The 17594-nt window shown below is 50.2% G+C and carries 23 protein-coding genes; 2 read left to right on the top strand and 21 right to left on the bottom strand.

The features are described 5' to 3' along the window. Positions 1–3 precede the first annotated feature (3 nt). From BLR50_RS05760 to BLR50_RS05700, 12 genes are all read right to left on the bottom strand, one after another. Positions 4–1278 (bottom strand): phage tail sheath subtilisin-like domain-containing protein, encoded by a 1275-nt coding sequence (locus BLR50_RS05760; RefSeq protein WP_162840334.1) that lies wholly within the window; start codon positions 1276–1278, stop codon positions 4–6. 5 nt (positions 1279–1283) lie between these two features. Further along, positions 1284–1709, bottom strand: coding sequence for a phage tail terminator family protein (locus tag BLR50_RS05755; protein WP_092639473.1), 426 nt, complete (start codon positions 1707–1709; stop codon positions 1284–1286). Further along, positions 1699–2178 (bottom strand): HK97 gp10 family phage protein, encoded by a 480-nt coding sequence (locus BLR50_RS05750; RefSeq protein ID WP_092639471.1) that lies wholly within the window; start codon positions 2176–2178, stop codon positions 1699–1701. Before BLR50_RS05750 ends, BLR50_RS05755 begins: the two co-directional genes overlap by 11 nt. A gap of 14 nt (positions 2179–2192) precedes the next feature. After that, a complete protein-coding gene (locus BLR50_RS05745; protein ID WP_092639469.1) occupies positions 2193–2540 on the bottom strand; it encodes a hypothetical protein in 348 nt (115 codons plus the stop codon). Then, the gene (locus tag BLR50_RS05740) at positions 2537–2890 is read right to left on the bottom strand and encodes a head-tail connector protein (protein WP_092639467.1); all 354 of its coding nucleotides are present in this window, start codon (positions 2888–2890) and stop codon (positions 2537–2539) included. The genes BLR50_RS05745 and BLR50_RS05740 overlap by 4 nt, the downstream gene beginning before the upstream one ends. Positions 2891–2898: 8 nt before the next feature. After that, positions 2899–3141, bottom strand: a complete 243-nt coding sequence (locus BLR50_RS05735) for a hypothetical protein (RefSeq protein ID WP_092639464.1) — start codon at positions 3139–3141, stop codon at positions 2899–2901. Between the two features lie 17 nt (positions 3142–3158). Beyond that, positions 3159–4112 carry a major capsid protein gene (locus BLR50_RS05730; RefSeq protein ID WP_092639462.1) on the bottom strand — a complete coding sequence of 318 codons (954 nt, stop codon included), beginning with the start codon at positions 4110–4112 and terminating at the stop codon, positions 3159–3161. Between the two features lie 13 nt (positions 4113–4125). Next, a complete protein-coding gene (locus BLR50_RS05725) occupies positions 4126–4692 on the bottom strand; it encodes a phage scaffolding protein (protein ID WP_092639460.1) in 567 nt (188 codons plus the stop codon). Between the two features lie 434 nt (positions 4693–5126). Next, complete coding sequence (locus tag BLR50_RS05715; RefSeq protein ID WP_092639456.1) at positions 5127–6725, bottom strand: minor capsid protein; 1599 nt, start codon at positions 6723–6725, stop codon at positions 5127–5129. Next, positions 6725–8176, bottom strand: coding sequence for a phage portal protein (locus BLR50_RS05710; RefSeq protein ID WP_092639454.1), 1452 nt, complete (start codon positions 8174–8176; stop codon positions 6725–6727). The genes BLR50_RS05715 and BLR50_RS05710 overlap by 1 nt, the downstream gene beginning before the upstream one ends. After that, the gene (locus BLR50_RS05705) at positions 8176–9420 is read right to left on the bottom strand and encodes a PBSX family phage terminase large subunit (RefSeq protein ID WP_092639452.1); all 1245 of its coding nucleotides are present in this window, start codon (positions 9418–9420) and stop codon (positions 8176–8178) included. Before BLR50_RS05705 ends, BLR50_RS05710 begins: the two co-directional genes overlap by 1 nt. Further along, complete coding sequence (locus BLR50_RS05700; protein WP_092639450.1) at positions 9413–9910, bottom strand: terminase small subunit; 498 nt, start codon at positions 9908–9910, stop codon at positions 9413–9415. Before BLR50_RS05700 ends, BLR50_RS05705 begins: the two co-directional genes overlap by 8 nt. 321 nt (positions 9911–10231) lie before the next feature. Between BLR50_RS05700 and BLR50_RS14450 the strand changes: the two genes are divergently transcribed. Then, entirely contained in the window at positions 10232–10408 is a 177-nt protein-coding gene (locus BLR50_RS14450; protein WP_162840333.1) for a hypothetical protein, read from the top strand. Further along, the gene (locus BLR50_RS05695; RefSeq protein WP_092639448.1) at positions 10409–10600 is read left to right on the top strand and encodes a helix-turn-helix transcriptional regulator; all 192 of its coding nucleotides are present in this window, start codon (positions 10409–10411) and stop codon (positions 10598–10600) included. Between the two features lie 85 nt (positions 10601–10685). On the opposite strand, the gene BLR50_RS05690 is transcribed toward BLR50_RS05695, so the two are convergent. From BLR50_RS05690 to BLR50_RS05645, 9 genes are all read right to left on the bottom strand, one after another. Continuing rightward, positions 10686–11123 (bottom strand): ArpU family phage packaging/lysis transcriptional regulator, encoded by a 438-nt coding sequence (locus BLR50_RS05690; protein ID WP_092639446.1) that lies wholly within the window; start codon positions 11121–11123, stop codon positions 10686–10688. Further along, positions 11098–11355 (bottom strand): nicotinamide mononucleotide transporter, encoded by a 258-nt coding sequence (locus BLR50_RS05685; protein WP_092639444.1) that lies wholly within the window; start codon positions 11353–11355, stop codon positions 11098–11100. The genes BLR50_RS05690 and BLR50_RS05685 overlap by 26 nt, the downstream gene beginning before the upstream one ends. Beyond that, on the bottom strand, positions 11355–11798 hold the full coding sequence (locus tag BLR50_RS05680) for an ASCH domain-containing protein (protein ID WP_092639442.1): 444 nt from the start codon (positions 11796–11798) through the stop codon (positions 11355–11357). Before BLR50_RS05680 ends, BLR50_RS05685 begins: the two co-directional genes overlap by 1 nt. Further along, positions 11795–12268 carry a hypothetical protein gene (locus BLR50_RS05675; RefSeq protein WP_092639440.1) on the bottom strand — a complete coding sequence of 158 codons (474 nt, stop codon included), beginning with the start codon at positions 12266–12268 and terminating at the stop codon, positions 11795–11797. The genes BLR50_RS05680 and BLR50_RS05675 overlap by 4 nt, the downstream gene beginning before the upstream one ends. A gap of 463 nt (positions 12269–12731) precedes the next feature. Beyond that, entirely contained in the window at positions 12732–13148 is a 417-nt protein-coding gene (locus tag BLR50_RS05665; RefSeq protein WP_092639436.1) for a hypothetical protein, read from the bottom strand. After that, entirely contained in the window at positions 13145–13696 is a 552-nt protein-coding gene (locus BLR50_RS05660) for a Holliday junction resolvase RecU (protein WP_242871699.1), read from the bottom strand. Before BLR50_RS05660 ends, BLR50_RS05665 begins: the two co-directional genes overlap by 4 nt. Before the next feature lies 1 nt (position 13697). Next, complete coding sequence (locus tag BLR50_RS05655; RefSeq protein ID WP_092639434.1) at positions 13698–15014, bottom strand: DUF3102 domain-containing protein; 1317 nt, start codon at positions 15012–15014, stop codon at positions 13698–13700. Between the two features lies 1 nt (position 15015). Further along, positions 15016–17169: a PcfJ domain-containing protein gene (locus tag BLR50_RS05650; protein ID WP_092639432.1), complete on the bottom strand. Its 2154-nt coding sequence runs from the start codon at positions 17167–17169 to the stop codon at positions 15016–15018. 12 nt (positions 17170–17181) lie between these two features. Further along, positions 17182–17532: a hypothetical protein gene (locus BLR50_RS05645; RefSeq protein ID WP_092639430.1), complete on the bottom strand. Its 351-nt coding sequence runs from the start codon at positions 17530–17532 to the stop codon at positions 17182–17184. Positions 17533–17594: the final 62 nt, after the last annotated feature.

The raw sequence follows: 17594 nt of genomic DNA, 5'->3' as shown, positions 1-17594 counted from the left end.
TCCTTAGCGGGATACTACAGTAAGATAAATCTTATCCATCGTATCAACCACCTTGATGGCGCTGTGAGCAACCACGCTGTCGCGTTCGGTACCGATTTCTACCACAACATCATCGGCGGTAAAGTCCTCGATGGATTCGGTCTCAAGATACCGCTTCTTTGTCATATCCACAATCATACCCTTAAGCTGATTGCGGCCATTAACGTTGTTGCGAAGCTTGCCAATAGCCTGTTCATCAAGCAGGGCCTGCAGGTCCATCACATAGGCATCCAAGGTGCGAATAACAAGGTTTTTGGCGAAGTCTTTCGGCTTTTCCTCCGTGAAGGTGGTCAGGCTGTTGATGTCGTATAGCAGCTTTACCTTTCCGTCTTTAATCACAAACAGGCTTTCGCCGTTTTTGGTGCGGCTTTCCAACTGAATGCGATTAAGGCGCGGGTTGACATCCGTCCAGCCGATAATTTCCATGTTGGTACCGCTGGCTGTGATACCGAGCATAGCCTCGATGCCCGCCCTGGTTGCGCAGGTCTGAGCCGCTGTCAGTGCAACACCACCACTTATACCACCGATGGTATTGTTGATAATGCCCTCGTAATCCGCAGCAAAGCCGTTCATGACCGCCTGTACACGTACACCCTCATCGCGCATTCGCTTTACAAATGCGGCAATCTTACTCTTAACAGCGTTATCGGAGCCGGTGTAGGTAATGACGTTATACTTGAGCAGCTCTAACGCAGTGAGGTAATCATCATAAGCGGTACTTGATACCGTTCCGTTGGTGCCGCCTGTTAGAGTTACAGTTGCGTTTACAAGGCTGCCGGTGCCCTCAAGTTCGATATAGTTGCTGGCAATGAAATCCTGTGGTTTGCTGATAATCTGCGTGTCAACCTCAAGGGTATCCATAAAGGTTTTCACTACGAACACTGAACCGTCCTTTGCAACAATCACTGAAAGGCTGTTGCCCCTCGTGCCTGCATATCTGGCCTTTGCAGTAATTCCTTCGGCAAGAGTCGCTTGCGCTTTCTCGCCGTTGTTTATGCGGTAGATGATAAGCTTTGTGGCATAGTTGAGGATTTCCTTCACTAGCACGAGCGGCGCAGCGCTGAGCAAATACCCTAGCTTAGGAAATGGGTTTTCTCCCTGTGCAAGCTCGGTAATCTGTGCGCCCCAGTCCAATTCAAGCGGAATGGTGGCAATACCGCGCACTCCCAGTACATCCTCTCCGCGCTTGCCAGCCACGACGTTTATGTATACGCCGGGCAGTATCTGATTCTGAATCAATATAATCAACCTTCCTTTAATTCGGTTTTCTGCTGTGCTGCCTGAATCAGCGGGTCGTCTGGTAACATACTAATATCAACCTGTACCGTAAATGTCACCGTCAGTATCATATCGGTTACCGAAGCTGTCAGGTTCTTTACAGTCATCCATCCTGCCGGAGTATAGAACCGGCGCAGGTGCTGCAGCAGATTAAAACGCACCGCGTTAATTTCATCGTTGGTTCGTATATCTTTCGGGTAATAGGTGATTACACATCCAACAGCGAAGCTAGAGGTTTCTGCCAGCCTTGCGGTGCCGTCTGCACTGAAAAAATCAACAAAGAAGGAAGGTGAAGCCGCACCTTGTTGGATGGCGTCTTCATATATGGTAGCATCTGGATACAGACTTTTAATAAAGTCTGCTATCCCCTGCTTGATATAGTCAAAATCCACTTCTTTGCTTCACCCTCCTTATCTCAGCGTTGAATAAATTTTGCATCTCTCCGCGGGCTGCGTTAAGGCCCTTTTCAAGCATAAACTGCCCCTTGACATACCCGATGGTTACTCTATCGCGGTCAACTACACGGTGCCCATCATTGACGTAAGGCGCATAATCAGCGGTGTTGTAGAGCTCGGCTTCGTAAGTTCTTCCCTGCAGACGGGCTCTCTTTACATCCCAGCTGCGCTTGAGCGTTCCGCCCATTCTACCAGTAACGCTGAAATGCACCTCGCGGCCGTCCTTGGTGGTAAAACTCACCTCGCGCGAATAGTCGCCGACTGGCGTGTTCTCTACCGTAACCCGACGAGCAATGTTCACGGCATTGTTTAGTACGTTACAGGAGGCAACATCTAAATCCGCCTTCAGGTTCTTCAGAACCTGTTTGAAATGTGCAAAGTCCTGAGTACTGAAATCGCCTGCCATCGGCCTTACCCCGTTTATGTAATCTTTTTGACCGTCACCTTCACTACCTTGTTGAGGTTATACGGAAACGGTTCTCCTGCCGTACACTCAAAGGTTTGTCCAAGGCGGGTGACAATGAGAGTGTCACCCGCCTGGACATCCTGATCCGGCGCAAAATACACCTTATAGGCCGCCGTGATAGAAGCAGCCGCGACAGACTGCGAAAGAGACGGAACATCTGTCTTACTGAGTCTACAGCGCACACCCGCGCAAAGCAGCTTCTCCTCATTCTTAGTGATGCTGCCCGTGGCGTTTTTTATAGCGCGGTAGATGTCGCAGGTATCGTTTCTGGCCGCAGCCAGCAGTTCGACTGCGCTGTTCATCGCGGCATCCTCCTGTAGCGATTCAGAATATTGGCATAACTGAGGAGGCCGGAGCTGTTCTTGATTACTGTGGTACCCACATCGTAGGTGATGGTGGTATCCCCCTCGGTAATGCTTTTCACGGCTCCGGTACCTTGTACGGTTTGTGTCTGCCGCGCGGCGGCGTAGGACAGCTCTACCCACGGGTAGAATAACCCATCGGGCATGGTAGCGCCTTGAGGAATATTGCAGTAACTCAAGATTTCCTCTTTTACCTGACAGATGTACGACAGATACCGTTCCTGCGCCATCATCTCGACGCCGTAGCGCCGGGAAATCTCCGCAAATACGTCCTGTTCGGTCTTCGGCATGTGCTCACCTACTGTTTATCAGCAGGAGGCGCGGGCGAATCCTTGCTCTTCGGATTATCCTCACCCTTCTTGCCGTCGTCCTTGTCCTTCTTGTTGTCGTTCTTTTTGCCCTTGTCAATCGTATACCCGGCGCCGAGCATATACGCCTCGACGGCGGGGCTTAGTGCTTCCACCTTCGCCTCGCCGTCTTTAAACTGTACACCGGCCGTGATGCCGTTGTACTCCTTGTTCTTGGTTGTAATCGTAATCAACTGCAATCGCTCCTTTCCTAAGCAATCTTAATCTTGCGCACGGTGCCTGCCGCTCTGGTAGCCTTGAGCGCGATGGCGGTAACCATCTCGACCTCCCCGGTTTTTACCGCCCCGGGCAGCTTCATATCCGGCAGGAACGCCTTCACTACAGTAGACCCACTGGGCGAAATGCCATGGAATCCGTCAAGGGCAATACGAATAGCATACAAGTCGGTGGTACCTGCGGTGCCGTCAACGCCGATGATAGGCACTGCGGTACCGGGCTTATTGCCAACCTCCACAAACGGGATGCCCTGGTATTTGGTTACTGGCTTGCCGAAGGCGTCCACATCCGAGGTGGAGAAGTAGCCGCTGCGGCGGGCAATGCCGTTAATGATGGCCTTGAGTTGCTTATTCACCGCGATAGCGGAGATATCGCCGTCGAGGCTGCTGAGCATCCTGTCAAGCATGTCCATGAAGGCATGCGCGTTTGCGGTGATGCTGGCCGAAGAGGAAAGGTCGATGGCCGTGCCGGTGTTGAATTCAGTGGAGCTGCCCGCCAGCGCCTTGCTCAGGCCGTCAAAGCTGTTGGCGTCGCTTGCCACATCACCGTTGATAACGGTATCGGCAAACAACGCCTTGGTTGCGGTAATCTTCTGGTTAAGCTGGAAGGTAATCTGGTCGGTTACGCCCTTCACGTGGTCCTGAATTACACGGTCTACCTGGAACGAGCCGCCGAGCTGCTTGAGCACCGCGGTAATCTGCGTGGTCTTTGCCTCGTTGGGGGCGTACTCGGTATTCAGCGCACGGAAGGATGCTGTGGGCTGGGTGGTTACGCGGTTGTACACATAGGCGAGGGTTTCGCCGATGGGAGTCACCGTGTCATCAAAGATCATCAGGTCCATGAGGTGGTCTTTACGGAATTCGTCGATGACGAACCGCGTAAGCTTATCCTGGGTAAAATTCTTTGCGTCTGCTAGTGTTACAGGCATTTAAATCTCTCCTTTACTTTTGTGAATAGAATTGTGCGACTGCTTCCCCAAGTGACTTAGGCTCCCCGGGGTCACCGGAGCCACCCGCCGGAGGGTTAAAGCCGCCGTAATTGGGCTTCTGCTGTGGGGTACCAAACAAACCAGCCTTACTCTCCTTCAGAGATTTTAGCTGGTTATCCCAGTCTTTAACTGCGCCCTTCTCGTCGAGTTCAACCTTATCGAGGTCAAAAATGGAGGCAAGCAGATCTACTGCATCAGGATTGGCATTTGCGGATTTGAGGCCTTGCACAACAGCAGCTTTCTTCTGAGCGTTCGCCTTTTCCTTCTCCACCCCCGTTTTATAGTTGGTAAACTCGGTAATGGTGGTGTTGTACTTGCCCTCGAACTCCTTTGCCGCGGCAAGCTCTTTATCCTTGGCCTCCAGCGAAGCGGTGACGGTGGCAAGCTCTCCTACCTTGGCATTGTACACATCCTTGGGTATGTAGTGCTTTGGGGCTTCCTTGGTTGCAACGGCATAGATGGCTTCGATTTTCTCATCATCCAACCCCTGCGCTTTGAGAATTGCTTTTAAGAATTCCATAGTGCCTTCCTTTCCATCCAATACGTGTTTATGCTCGCCGTCCGAGTGTGTGGATGTCGGGTTATACCGCCCGCACGGTAGATTTAAAAATATATAACAAAAGCACGCCTAAAACGTGCTCTCATCCAAAATATTTAGCTTTATGTAGGCGCATTACTTTGCGCGCCGCATAACAGGTACCTCCTTTCAGTTTTGCAGTTGACTGCAAAAGGGCGTGAAAAAACCACTCATTCACAATGGATGAGTGGTTTTATTCGAGGTCGCTATAAGGGCACTCGGCGCACCTCTTTCTGGCCGCCTCTATATCCTCGATTTCTGACAGTTCAGGTGTAGAGGATATTTTAAAGCTGCCATTAAGGCACATAAGCGAATCGTAACATAAATCAGCAGAAATTGCTTTTTTATACGCAGGACAATATCGATCTGCTTCGTAGTCAATTATTCCCTTTGACATACTTTTCAATCACCTCCATTATGGTCTGCATCTGTTCGTCAAAGTCCGCTTTGCTCCATACGGTTTTCGCTATCCAGTCATCGCCTAGCTTTGTAACTACCGTTACTCCACCGGGGGAGTAGAAGACCTTGCGTGTACCGTTCCACTGACTAGACATCGCCAACGCCCCATCAACAAAGCTATGTACTTCATCATCCGTAATGTTGCGTTCCGCCATCCTTTTCATAATGTGGTATGGGTCTTTTGCAGCTGGGTCTTTTAAAATATAACTTGTTACCTTTTCAGGCGGAAGTATCGCGCCGTTTTTTATGCCTTTCGAATGCAGCTCGCGATAAATATCGTAATGTTCTATTTGCGCTTGAGGGTACTTTTCGCAATATCTGAAATAACCTTTTAGCCGTTCCCATTCTTCAGTATTATTATACTTCAATTCCTGAAAATTGGCAAATGTTTTAGGTACCTGCCCGCCTATCGCAGCCTTGTATTTTTGATACTGGGCAAAATCCTTTGATTCGCTTTTCTCTTTATTCTGCAAAGCCTCCATTTCTGCCGCACCGTATTTTTCAACCAGAGAGGCTTTCCATTCCCTATACGTCATGCCTGCTGGCACCTCTACCGCCTTGCTGGTGCTCGGGTCTCGGGCAATGCGGGTATCCTTGCTCTTGTCGTAACCCTCAATGACTGGGACGGTGGTTGTACGGCAGTGCGGATGAAACGGCGGGTAGTTCACGCCGACAACCATCTTTGCAGTTTCATATACCTTCCCGTCCTGCTCTCGGCAAATCTCGGAGGTGTGGCTGTCAAGCGTGGCGCAGATTTCATATTGCTCCACCCCCGTCTCCTTATAGCCGTCAGCCGTGGCTTGCCCTTGAATAAAAGCGGCCTCGGTGTTGAGCAGCCGATAGGCCTCACTACGCTTGACGTCAAATACCTTTGCAAACTGCTTTGAAAGGTCGTAGGTATTTTTACCCTGTACAAACGCCGTGGTGAGCGCCTGCTTGAGTTTGACATTCAGATCAGCGTTCTGCCGCCAGATGCGTTCACTAAAGTCAAGGCCATTGAACGGATATTTGAGCAGCGATTCCACAAGCTGAGTGTTAACCTGGGCGAAGTTGTGATGAAAGCCGGTGTACTGGTCGTAATCAAACTGTATACGGTGGCGGTTGTCGGTATAAATATCCTTGAGTGCGCCGCCGGCCTTCTGTTCATAGTCGGTATCGTACAACTGTGCAAGGATGGCCTTTATCTCGGCCTGCAGCGCTTCATAACGGGTGATGCGAGCCTTTGTTGAAAGGTTTTCCACTTCAAGGCTAAAGGTGCCAATGCTCTCTCGCGCCAGCTGCTCATACTCCGCCAAGCTGCCCTTGAATTTCTGCATCTCCTTGAAGCTGAGGGCCTTGCGTGCTTCGCTAAGGGATATCTTGTTATCCTTGGCATAACGGGAAAAAAAGCGGTTAACAGTGTCCGTTACAGCATCCTGTGCTCTTTCAAAGGCTTCCTGCAGCTCTCGGTAATAATCCTCTATACGCTGCTCAGATTGTTGAAAGCGTTGTAGCTGCCTGTCCTCCCAGTATCCCATTACTCCTCATCCTTCTTGGCGGCGCCCGGTAGCTTCTGCTGCGGATACAGCGGCGGCTCCTCGGTGACCGCGGCTTCCTTCTCAATCTGCTTGAGCTCCTCCTGGTAGTCCTCAACTAGCGGGTGCACCTTGGTTTTTGTCCGGCGCGAGAGGATTTCATCGGGGGTGTTGTTAATCATATCCGCCACCTCGGTATCCACCTTCGGCTTATTACGCGTCCATGTCTGCTGCACCTGCATCTTCTCATCAAGCCCGTTGTATCGCAGGATGGCCTTTATAAGCTTGCCGAGCGCTGCGCGGAAAGCTGTTTCGGTAAGCCCAGACTTCAGTTCCAGCAGCGAGTACAGAAAATCTATGTAGGTGCCTGTGGCCTGCCCGGTACGCTCGGGATTGGGGTTTACAGCCATGGCGCTGATGTATATCTGTTTTTCAAGAATTTCATATAGCTTGGTGCGGGCCTCGAAAGGTATCTCCGCAGTAAGCTTATCTACCCCGCCGTCGCCATCCACATGCAGCACCTTGCGAGCTTTGAGTTCCTGCAGCAGATCTATCTTACGCGGCACCTCCTTGCCGTCCTTATCATAGAACACGTCGGAGGTTTCCCCTGCGTAGTTTTTGATAACCCACACAATCTCCTGGATATCGTCTACATCGTTAGCAAAGCCGCTGATAAGCTTATCCATCGCGTCAATCAGCCGCTTATACATCTGCAGGTCGCCGGTGGAGGCGGCGTTATTCTTAAACTCGATGAAGGGAATTTCTCCATAGGTATGGGGCAGCACCTTCTGTATAACCGCACCGTCAAGCAGCATGGTTTCTGCGGTAATGTTGCTCTTGTCGGCTTCGCTTGCCCTTCTGCAGAAGTACGATACCTCTGTATCCGTCCAGACCTCAAACCGAATGTAATCATCACCCTTATCATCCGTTATCTGATAGGTTCGCACAAGGGTCTTGAGCGGTAGCTTGATGTTCTCGGTGTCATATATGGGTAATACCTGTGTCGGATCAATGAAATGATACTGGAAAGCGGTCTTTTTGCCATCCTCCCCCGTATCATACCAATAGTGTAGCCATGCGCGGCCGGCATTGGTGGCGTCGGTGCCTAAGGTTTTGATAATGGCCTCGTAGTCATCCCCCAGCGTCTGCATGATACTTGTATTCACTGCCTCGTTGTCTGTGTCAAAGGAGGGCGGGTAGGTAAACAGATACCCCACTTTCTGGTCGGTAATAATTCGGTGCCAGTTGGTGGGGATACGATTGTCCGCAGACTTTAACGGGTTGCGGCCAATCTCCTGCAGGAATTTATTCACCTCGGCGATGGCGGCAGCCCCGTGCTGCATGATTGCGCTGTCGTTGTCATAGTATTCCTGCGCCGTCTTGGCTTTCTTGTAGAAAGCGTCGTTATCCTTGAGCGCCTTTTCTATAACCTTTTTGGCTACTGCTAATTCCATTATCCTAGCCGCACTCCTCTTCTGATGATTTCATCCTCGATGGCGTACCGCACCGCGTCAATACTGTGGTTATCCTTATCTGGGTAATCGGCCTTGAAGCCGCCATCTTTATCAGGCTCATACTCATAGCCTGAAAACTCCCGCGCAGTGTTCGGGCAGCGTACTGGGTCGATGATAATCGCCTCAAGATCTTGCAGATATTTGATACCGTGCTCCACGCTATCTGGGCCTTTCTTCGCGGGGACAATATACAGCCCCTCCGCCTTCATGGTGGCGATGGTGCGGGGTTCCTCGCTATCGGCGGTAATACGCTGATTCAGTCGGTTCTCTGCCTTGATGAGCCGTACGGCTTCGGTGGTTGACAGCGCCACCTTGTGAATTTCTCCGAAGATATACAGCCGCCGCTTGCCCTTGTTATGGTGGCATACAGTATAATGCAACGGATCCACGGCGTAGCCGAAGTCGAGACCACGCTTAATATGGTCGAAGGCCTTTATCTCTTCGTCGGAAATCTCCTGTATCTGCAGGTTTATAAATACCTCGCCGCCTGTACCGGTAACCTTGCCTAGGTATTCATGCTCGTAGGCCTCTGGTTTGGTTGCTTTGAGGTGCTCGGCCTCGATATAAAACTGCTGCCCCAGCCATTGCGGGGGCACAGAGAGATACGTGCTCTGATGGATAAGCCTATCCGGGCGCTGCTCGATGACTTCGGCGTTTACCCAGCTGCGTGCGCTCTTGGGCGGGTTGTAGCTGTAAAACACCACAAAGCTATCGCCGCCGCGGATAAGCGACTGGTTGATGGTTCGAACTTCCTCCATCCCGTCAAATTCATCCAGTTCCTCATACCACAGGTATTTGATGTACCCCTTTGACACCTTGGTAGATTTAATCTTCTTGGGCTTATCGGCCCCGCGGAATAGTATACGTTGCCCTGTGGGGCGGTAGATCAGGCCGAGGGGGCTGAGGCGTTCCTCCCACAAGTGGGATACCCCGAGCTTTTCAATGGCCCACACCAGCTGCTCGTATACACTTTCCTTGAGATACAGACCGACCTTGCGCATACACACGGCGTTTGCCTGCGGGTCGGTCATCATGCCCATGATAATCTCGATGCTGACAAACGATGATTTTGTGCTACCGCGCCCGCCTTTTAGCCAGTAATGGGTATGCCCTAAAGCCTTCACATCACGGTGAATGGTATAGAAAGAGGGTGCTATCAGCTCCGTAAGCTTTACGCTACTCACTGCTATCACCCTTTGGGATATCGTCAATAATTTTTACCTGCTCGGTTTCTATGGCAATCCTGTCATTAAACATACCCATATGCCTGCCCAGTAACTCTAGTGCTTTTAGCTTATCGGCAAACTTAATCTCCCGCTCTATGCCGGTGCCCTCTGCCGTGGGAATAGTTTTAACCTTTACTGAGGCTATTGCCGCAGTATCATCAGCTGTGGCCCCCTCTTTTACGGTAGCTTGCCTAGTATCCACAACCTCAACTGGGTTCACAAAAGCGACGCGTGCAAGCTCCCGCAGTACACGCTCGGAATTGATTCCGGTGCGCTTGGAGCGCTCGGCAAGGGCCTTATCTATATGCGCGCGAATCTCAGGTTTTCTAAGGTTTTCACTGCCGATAGAAGCGGCCGATTCCACGCTGTAACCCGCTCGGATGGCAGCCTGAGTTGCACAGAGATCAACAAGGTACTCTTCGCAGAAACGCTTTTGTTTTGCTGTCATGGGAACGGTTCACCTCACTTTTCTTTGCAGTTGACTGCAAAATGGTATAAAAATAGCCTGCTTATTGACCAGCAGGCTTTAAATGTTTTTTACTTGCAAGAATATCGTTGACAAGCACGTCACATAGAGAGGATGTGATGCGGATGAGCGATGGTCAGGTCAGCTTGTTAGCTGCAATAATCGGTCTGATAACAGCGATTATAAGCCGACCAAGAGAAAAGGCCTCACACCGCAAACGCCACAAACGGAAACGGTGAGAAGCCCAGAGGAAACGGGAGGGAAACCTCCCCTTCCTCCCTCATCGTATCATCTGCATATATTATGGTCAAGAAGATTATAAACATCGCAATCCTAGTGTTATTCGCTGCCCGCCTGTTTATGCTTAACTGGAGCGGTGATGCTGCTGCAATCATCAATCAGATTGCAACCCTAATTCTTGCTGCCGCTGCCGGTATAGCGCTGTCTAATCTCATACCTTCAAAGAAGGAGCGTGACTAATTGAACCTAAAAGTAATAAGAACCGGGAAAGGCTTATCCGTCCCTCAATTAGTAGAATTAACCGGCCTTTCCCGGCGCACCTTGCAGGACATTGAAAAGCGTGGCGATTGTCTTGTGTCGAATGCAATTATAATCGCTGATGTGCTTGGTGTTACTCTTGATGAATTGTGTAAAGAAAAAGCGGAGGATTAAACCTTCGCTTTTCTCTTTGCACTATTTGATGCTTTTAGTATAACATATCTTTTACTAAAAATCTTCCGCTTTTTTTCCGCTCTTTTTAGTAGTCTGGCAGGCCGTATTCCCTAACCGTGAATTTGTATAGTGCATCGTCTTTAAGTTCGTAAAGCCTAGTCTTTTCTAAGTCCAGTTCCTCCATCAAGCGTTCTACATTTCCCTTTGCCCCTCGAATATAGAAGAGTTCAAGGATTCGGAGTTCCCGCTCGTCCAGTCCCGAAAGCCCACGCTCAACCAACTCTACCAGCCTCTCTGTCGCCCTGTAGGTATATGTGAGGCGCTGCCGCTCTACGATATTGTCGAGCAACCTATCCTCAATACGGGATGCACCACCCTTAACTGGCGTTGAATCTCCCATAGAACATTTGATTGCTCCATATTGGGCTTTCAGGGCTTGAATACGCGCCTTAATATTTTCAAGGCTATCCTTTTGCGGTTGAAATCTTTTCAAGTCATTAACTGCTTCCCTTTTCCAGTCCATCAGTTGCACCTCCTTTGATGGTCTTGGCCTTCCGCCAATTGATAAGCCCTAGTAGGGCGATTATGAAATTTACTGCGAATAATATTGCCTGTGTATACATACCCTGTGTGCAGTCGTATATGCACCATGAGGCATTGGTTACGAGCCAGATTGCAAAGCACCAGCGCTTTTTATAGGCGTTGGCTACCGAGCCGACGAGGCTTGCGACGGTGATGATGATAGTCCAGTTCATTAGGCACCACCATCCCAGTTCCACCAGCCCTGTGAGCCCTTTGCGGGTATAGGTTCGGCAAATTTTATCGGACAGGCAAGTTTATAAGCATACCTGCCATCTGAATAATCGCCCATGGCAAGCTCGGCCGGGGAAAGCTTGTCGCGGATCTGCTCCACCGGAATACAATCTAATATTTCAACCGTTCCGAGGACGGCGCCGAAATAGATAGGCGGATAATTAAGTTCCAGATAATACAGCCATGAGCCAACATACTTGTTATCAGGTATCCTCAGTGCCCTTGCGATTTTCTCGAATACTGAATGAGGTATATTGTGCTTCTTGGCTGCATGTATCGCTACACGGCCACGGATGTTGGTTTTGCGGCTATGGGTTTCGTAATGCTTATAGCCGTCAATTATCAGGGTTCCATAGGGCTGCATTTCAGTTATGGCTTTCATCATGGCTGACCGCTCCTCTCAACTATGTTCATGATGCCGGATTCTATTTCTTCCCGCCAGAAGTCCGTATTATTGTACAGTTTACTTACTGCGGCCACATCATAGCCTCCGCTATAGTATTCTCCAGTGTCTGTGAGGTACATGGTCTTGATGTTGTGAATGCAATACTCTAACCCCTCTGTATCGGTGGCGAAGGCTTTGTATTGGCCATCGTCGGTTTTCCAGCCGAACCAGTTATGTAGCTCAGGTATACGCTCCCACCGCACCACCGTGGCGATAAACTCGGCCGACACTCCCTCTTGGGCACATATGCGGATGATGTCGACGGCGAGGTGGCGGGTGTCCGGGTGCATGTATGGTTCAAGCTGCTCCGGGGTGATATCGCTTACCTTGCGCAAGTCGTAGGCTTGTACCGATATGGTCAGCGCGGCCAGCGCCGCGGCGAGGCTAATTATTACTCTAAGCTTTCGCACTCTGTTTTTACCTCCTATTTTTTGCGGTTGTGGGGCCAGTCAAAGATTATCCCTATTATGAGGATAAGCCCGGCAACCATCATTATTGTTGTGGCGTCTAGCTGTTCCATCTGACCCGCTCCTTCGTTCTTGGTGTAAAATTTCTGCACGGGTACCTGCGGCTTGCGTCGATGCAGTATCGGCGCTTTTGACAGATCCAGCAGTCAGAGTTGCTCTGCCGTGGACGCTGTGGAGGCCTCCGGCGCTTCATTGCCTGGCACCCGTCATTGCGTACACCATGGCCTCAATCTCGCATCCGTCACACTTGGCACTCATTTTCTCTTGGTCCTTAATGACCCATGGCCAATGACAGTAGCCGTCACATATTTTCTGCAGGAGATCTTCGGCCGCTGCGGAGGCTGACTGCTGGCACTCTCCACAGATGATCGGCGCGACTGCGACTGACTTTCCACATTTGCTACATCTAGGCATCGTTTTCACCCTCCAAAAACCTCTGCCCGCAGAATACGCAGTACCTATCGTTGTAGGTAGGCTCATAGCAATGCGGGCATACAGGACATAACCATACCTCTTCCTGCTCTACCGGCCTTGGTTTGCGAAGCAGGCCGAAAGGGATGATAAACAAGCACATGAGCCGCCTTAGGTTGTGACGCAGGTTAATGGTAAGCTGGAACTTCAACCAAGCGCGGCTATTTTTCTTTTGTTTTTTGGCTGTCACCCTCTTGGCGGCTTCCGATACGGCCTTGTCTATGGACCCTCTGGCGGCCTCGTAATCTTCCTGTGATTCCGTCCAGCCGCAGGCCCAGCATTTCGCCGGGCCGTTGATTCCGTGGGTTTGTCCACCGCACTTGGGGCATACACCATCTGTAAAGTAATTCATGCCGTTTCCTCCCGTAGAAAAGAGATATATAAGCCGTTAAACCTTACTCTGTGCTTGATGATGTCCTGCTCGGTTACATACCGGCGCCCGTAAAGCTCTTTCATGCCCTTCCATTCCTCCCAGGGGATAAAATAGAACCGCTCAAGGCCGAAGGATACTATCACGAAGCACAATGCCCGAAGCTTGAAGTGTTGGTTGAGTGCTGCGGTCTGCTCCTGCGTTACCCGCTCTTGGGTGATTCGGTCGGTGTCGGTATGCTTGGCTTCAAAAACAATACTGCGGCCACCAGCAACGGTACCTTTAAAATCAGGTTGCGCTTTAGTTTCAAAATATCCCTTAAAGTGCAGGCGCTCTCTTGTCCCCGGCCTTGCCTGCACCTGCCCTGTAACCTTGAATGGTTCCGGAGTTTTTTCTATTTTAGCGAGGCCGATTTCTTCGTAATGTTTGCATGAGGCTTTTAACAGTTTCTCAAACAACTCTCCCTGTGCGCGGCTTTGGCGGCCGCGCATGATGTTTGCGGGGTTCTTGCCGCCGTAGATATCGTTCATACTACTCACCCGCCTGTTCAAGCTGAGAAATTGTAATCTTCTTCAGGGCTCCGCGGAGCTTTGCAGCAGTATCTTGGTCGGTAGCTTCAATCTTCTTGATAATACCTAACAGGCGGTTGAAATTGCTTTGGTACTCCTCGAACACGTGGGCGAAGAGAACGCTGTCAGAGTTACCGGTGACCGCCAGCTGCTTCTTCAGCCTATCCTCCCGCTCAAGAGCTGCGGTCTTCTCCTTCTCTACCTGCTCAAGGCTTTGCTTGATTCTTTCCTCGGTGGCCTTTTCAGCGGCTTCTTTGGCCTGCTTAACCCGCTCATCGGCGGCCTGCTGGGCTTCCTTCTTGGCCTTTTCAACCGCTTTTTCGATTTCGGCCTTGGTGCTTGCCTTAGCGTCCTTTTCGGCCTGCTTTTTGATTTTTGCGATGTCCTCAGCTGAGGGCTGCTGCACAGCTACATCAATGGGGCGGTTCTCAAGTTCTTTGACTTTTGCAGCAAGGGCGGCGTTTTCCTCCAGAAGCCTATGCTCGGCTTCGGCGGTAACGCCCTTGTCTTTCAGTTCGTCCTGCAGCAGGCTTATCTGCTCACAGGCCTTGTTATACTTGTCGGTGATCTCCTTGAGTTCCCGGACTGACATATCACCGACGTCGTGTTCTTCGAGGAATTCTTCACGCTCGAGTGCAGGAACAGATTCCAACAGAAGCAGCTTACTGATACCGAGATCTCCGTGGGTGTCGATGAACTTTGGCCCATAGGTTTCATAAATTGAGATGTAGTTATAAGCCTGGCGCTGCTTCAGGTTAAGCATCTGTTCGGTATATGCCTCAAAGGTATCGTGGCCGAGCTCGATATAAAGCTTTTGGTCGCGCATCTCCTTCAGGCTACGGCCTATCTCGGTAAGGCCATGGGCTACTACCTGACCTTGGGCGAGTATGTACTGGTGCAGCTCAACTGCTTTATCGTGCTGGGTGGCTTCCATGGCCACCGGTGCTGTTAATTCGGACATGATGTTATCCTCCTTCTCAATCTCGAGTTTTTGCTGGGGCTTCTGCGGCACCAGCCTTATGTACATTTCCTGCAGCTCCTTGTTGTGATGGTTGCTTTGTGGGCTTTCTCCCAGGCGCTGAAGCTCCCGAAACAGAAAATGGCGGCAACAGCTTTCACTGTACGCTCTGTCCGGCGTATTATTCAGACATTGGGCCGACCTTCGTATATAGTCAGGTTTTCTATCAGGCAACGCAAATGAGAAGATAAATCCTTCCCCGCATTTGATTTCCGCTTTGGTATTGCCTGAAGTAGTACCACCGTAATACGGGCACTGCATTCTACACCACCGCCCTTATAAGCTCCGACTGCTGAACCGTTGCATTCGTCTGCAAAAGCTTCATCTTCTGCTGTTCCTTGGCCTTTTTCTTCTTCCACGGCTCGACAACCTGAGAAAACCACTTCTTCTCAAAGTCTTTAATCAACTGCGGCCGCTGTCCTCCGGGAAGGTGTCTGTCATTATCAAATCCATGGCACTGGATAAACTCACACTTTGGCAACGGGGTGATATTGAGGGTATAATATGGCTCGTCCGGCTGGTCGTTCTTGCGAATAAAAAAGATGCAGGTTTCACCCCGTCGTACCCTGTCGGCGTAGCCTGCCACACAGTGCTGCAGTATCTTTCCTTCCAGAATAAGCTCTTCTCTTGACCTCACCGGCCTGATCAGCAGGGTACCGTCCGAATAACTAAGCTCACTGAGTGACTTATACAGCTGTTCCCACTCAGCCCGCTCTTTCTTGTACTTCTCCTTGTTTGCGAGCTCTTCCTGTTTGGCTATAATCCTTGCAGCAGCATCGTGGGCTTTTTTAAGGTTAGGTGGAAAAAGGTAATAGTCGTTTGCAAGGTCATAGCCGAGTTTTACGCACATATCGTGATAATCCTTCAGATGCTGCCAGATAGTGGCGTAACCGGCTTTATTAAAGTTTTTGCGCTGCTGGTAATCAAAATAGCGAAGAGTTTTATTTAAGCCAAGCTGCTCAAAGCGTTTCAAGCGTTTTTCATTATTGCTGGAATTACATAAGAAATTGATTACATCAACCCCGTGGTCATCTAACGCTATCCCTGACGGTTTCAGCTTTTTATATACCATGATTTTCTCACCGTTTAACTGAAGCTTAATGATCTGTTCGAGTTCCGGCCGGGAAACGCCCAGCATGTCGTACGGCCGGGTTTTCTTCCAGTCAATCAGCTTGTAAGCGCCTCCGAAATGGCCTATCCGCTCAAATAACAGGGTGTGGAGACCGCTGTCAAGCAGATGCTCCATGGATGGGGTTTTTACATAGCATCCCAGGTACTGCATTGGTTTACTCGAACGTTTCTTTTTGTGGCATAGCTTTAAGTAATCATCAAGGTGGCTATGCTCCGCGCAGGTGCCTATAAAGATATCCTTGGGGTGAGGGTAAATATAAAAGTCGTATACATCCTCTGTGACCTGCGTTTGTTTGTGCCAATTGTACGTGAGGTATCTGCTGCCCATTGCGTAATACTCATACCGCGAGAATTTGTAGGCGGTACCATCTGTGAAGTAAAACCGCTCGCATTCTTCAAGATGGGTATGTACCTTTTCAGGCTCCACAGAATAATCCCGCTCGACTTCAAACATCCGCGCGAATACCTCGCGGCCGCTGATACTCCAAACCATGTAATTACACCGGTCAACCAACCGTCTGCGTGAAATACCTCTGGCGTAGGTAGTAACAAGAGAGCTGCACCCTGGGCACCGGTATTCTTTTTCTTTGTGAGTTGGTATCCAGTCAAGCTCATATTCTTCCTTGCAGTAAGGGCAGTACCCGAAATATCGCGTTTCCTTAAGCCCGGTTAATGGGTCTCGTACCTTCCCGCTCCGGTAGAACATATACCGGCTATAGTCTAGCGGTCCGTCCAGTATCTGCTGTTCCATATCCTCCGGCAGGGGCGGCAGCTTGGAAAAGACCATCTCCATGATCTCGCTGTCTGATTTGCATCGCTTATCCATAATGGCCGTACTGCGCTCACTGCGAAGCCTGTTCTGAAACCTGTCAATTTTATCAAGAGGCCAATCGTTCCAAACCTTCACATTCGGGAGGAAACAATCAACCGCTTCCTTTGTGTCGTTGTCGGCTATCATAGTGTTGTCTCTGTAGTTAATGGTGGTCCAGTCTTCGTTGGGCGTCCTAATGTCAGAGATTCCCTTCTTGCTCCATGTGAATGCAGGTTGATTAGGGAGTATCATTCCTACGGCGAACAGCTGAGTGATATCGCTGTCCTTTGCGAGAAAAACCCGGCAGAAAGGGGCTTTACTCTTGAAGCTGTAGAAGGTAGCGATAAGAATATCCTCTCCATGATAGGCATACGGCTTCGCAGCCATCACAAGCTTTTCCTGCTTATGCCCGGTGAGCTTTTGGGGAAACGGGTCTATCTGTATCTGCTCAAGCTCTTTTTTTGTCCATCTCATCGTGACCGCCTCCTACATCATGTCCAAAAGCGAGATGACTTTTCCGGCCGGCGCCTGATTTACCGGTGATGGTACTGCCCCCGGCATCGGCAGACCGTAGAACTCTCGGATAAGCTTGTCCGCCTCATCAGGGAAGATGCAGGACTGGTTTCCGCTCTTATGGGCACTTGCAAAATCGTCAAACTTCTTTTTCAGGTGCTCGAGGCTCATTTCAGGCACTTCAAGGTCTTTAGCCACCAGTTCGGCGGCACCCGGTGTGGTGCGGCAGATATCCTTCAGCTGCTCACCCATCAATCTTATAGGGCTGCGATCCGGCGCTTTGGCCTGCTGCGCGATAATCATTTCGATTGCTTTATCCAACATTTCTGTGTCTCCTCTCATTTTCTTTGCAGTCATCTGCAAAAACGACTTTACCCGCTCGTTAG

The organism is Acetanaerobacterium elongatum (genome assembly GCF_900103835.1).
In the GTDB taxonomy this organism is placed as follows: domain Bacteria; phylum Bacillota; class Clostridia; order Oscillospirales; family Ruminococcaceae; genus Acetanaerobacterium; species Acetanaerobacterium elongatum.
The sequence above is the reverse complement of the archived record's forward strand: the minus strand, read 5'-3'. Positions and strand labels throughout refer to the sequence as shown.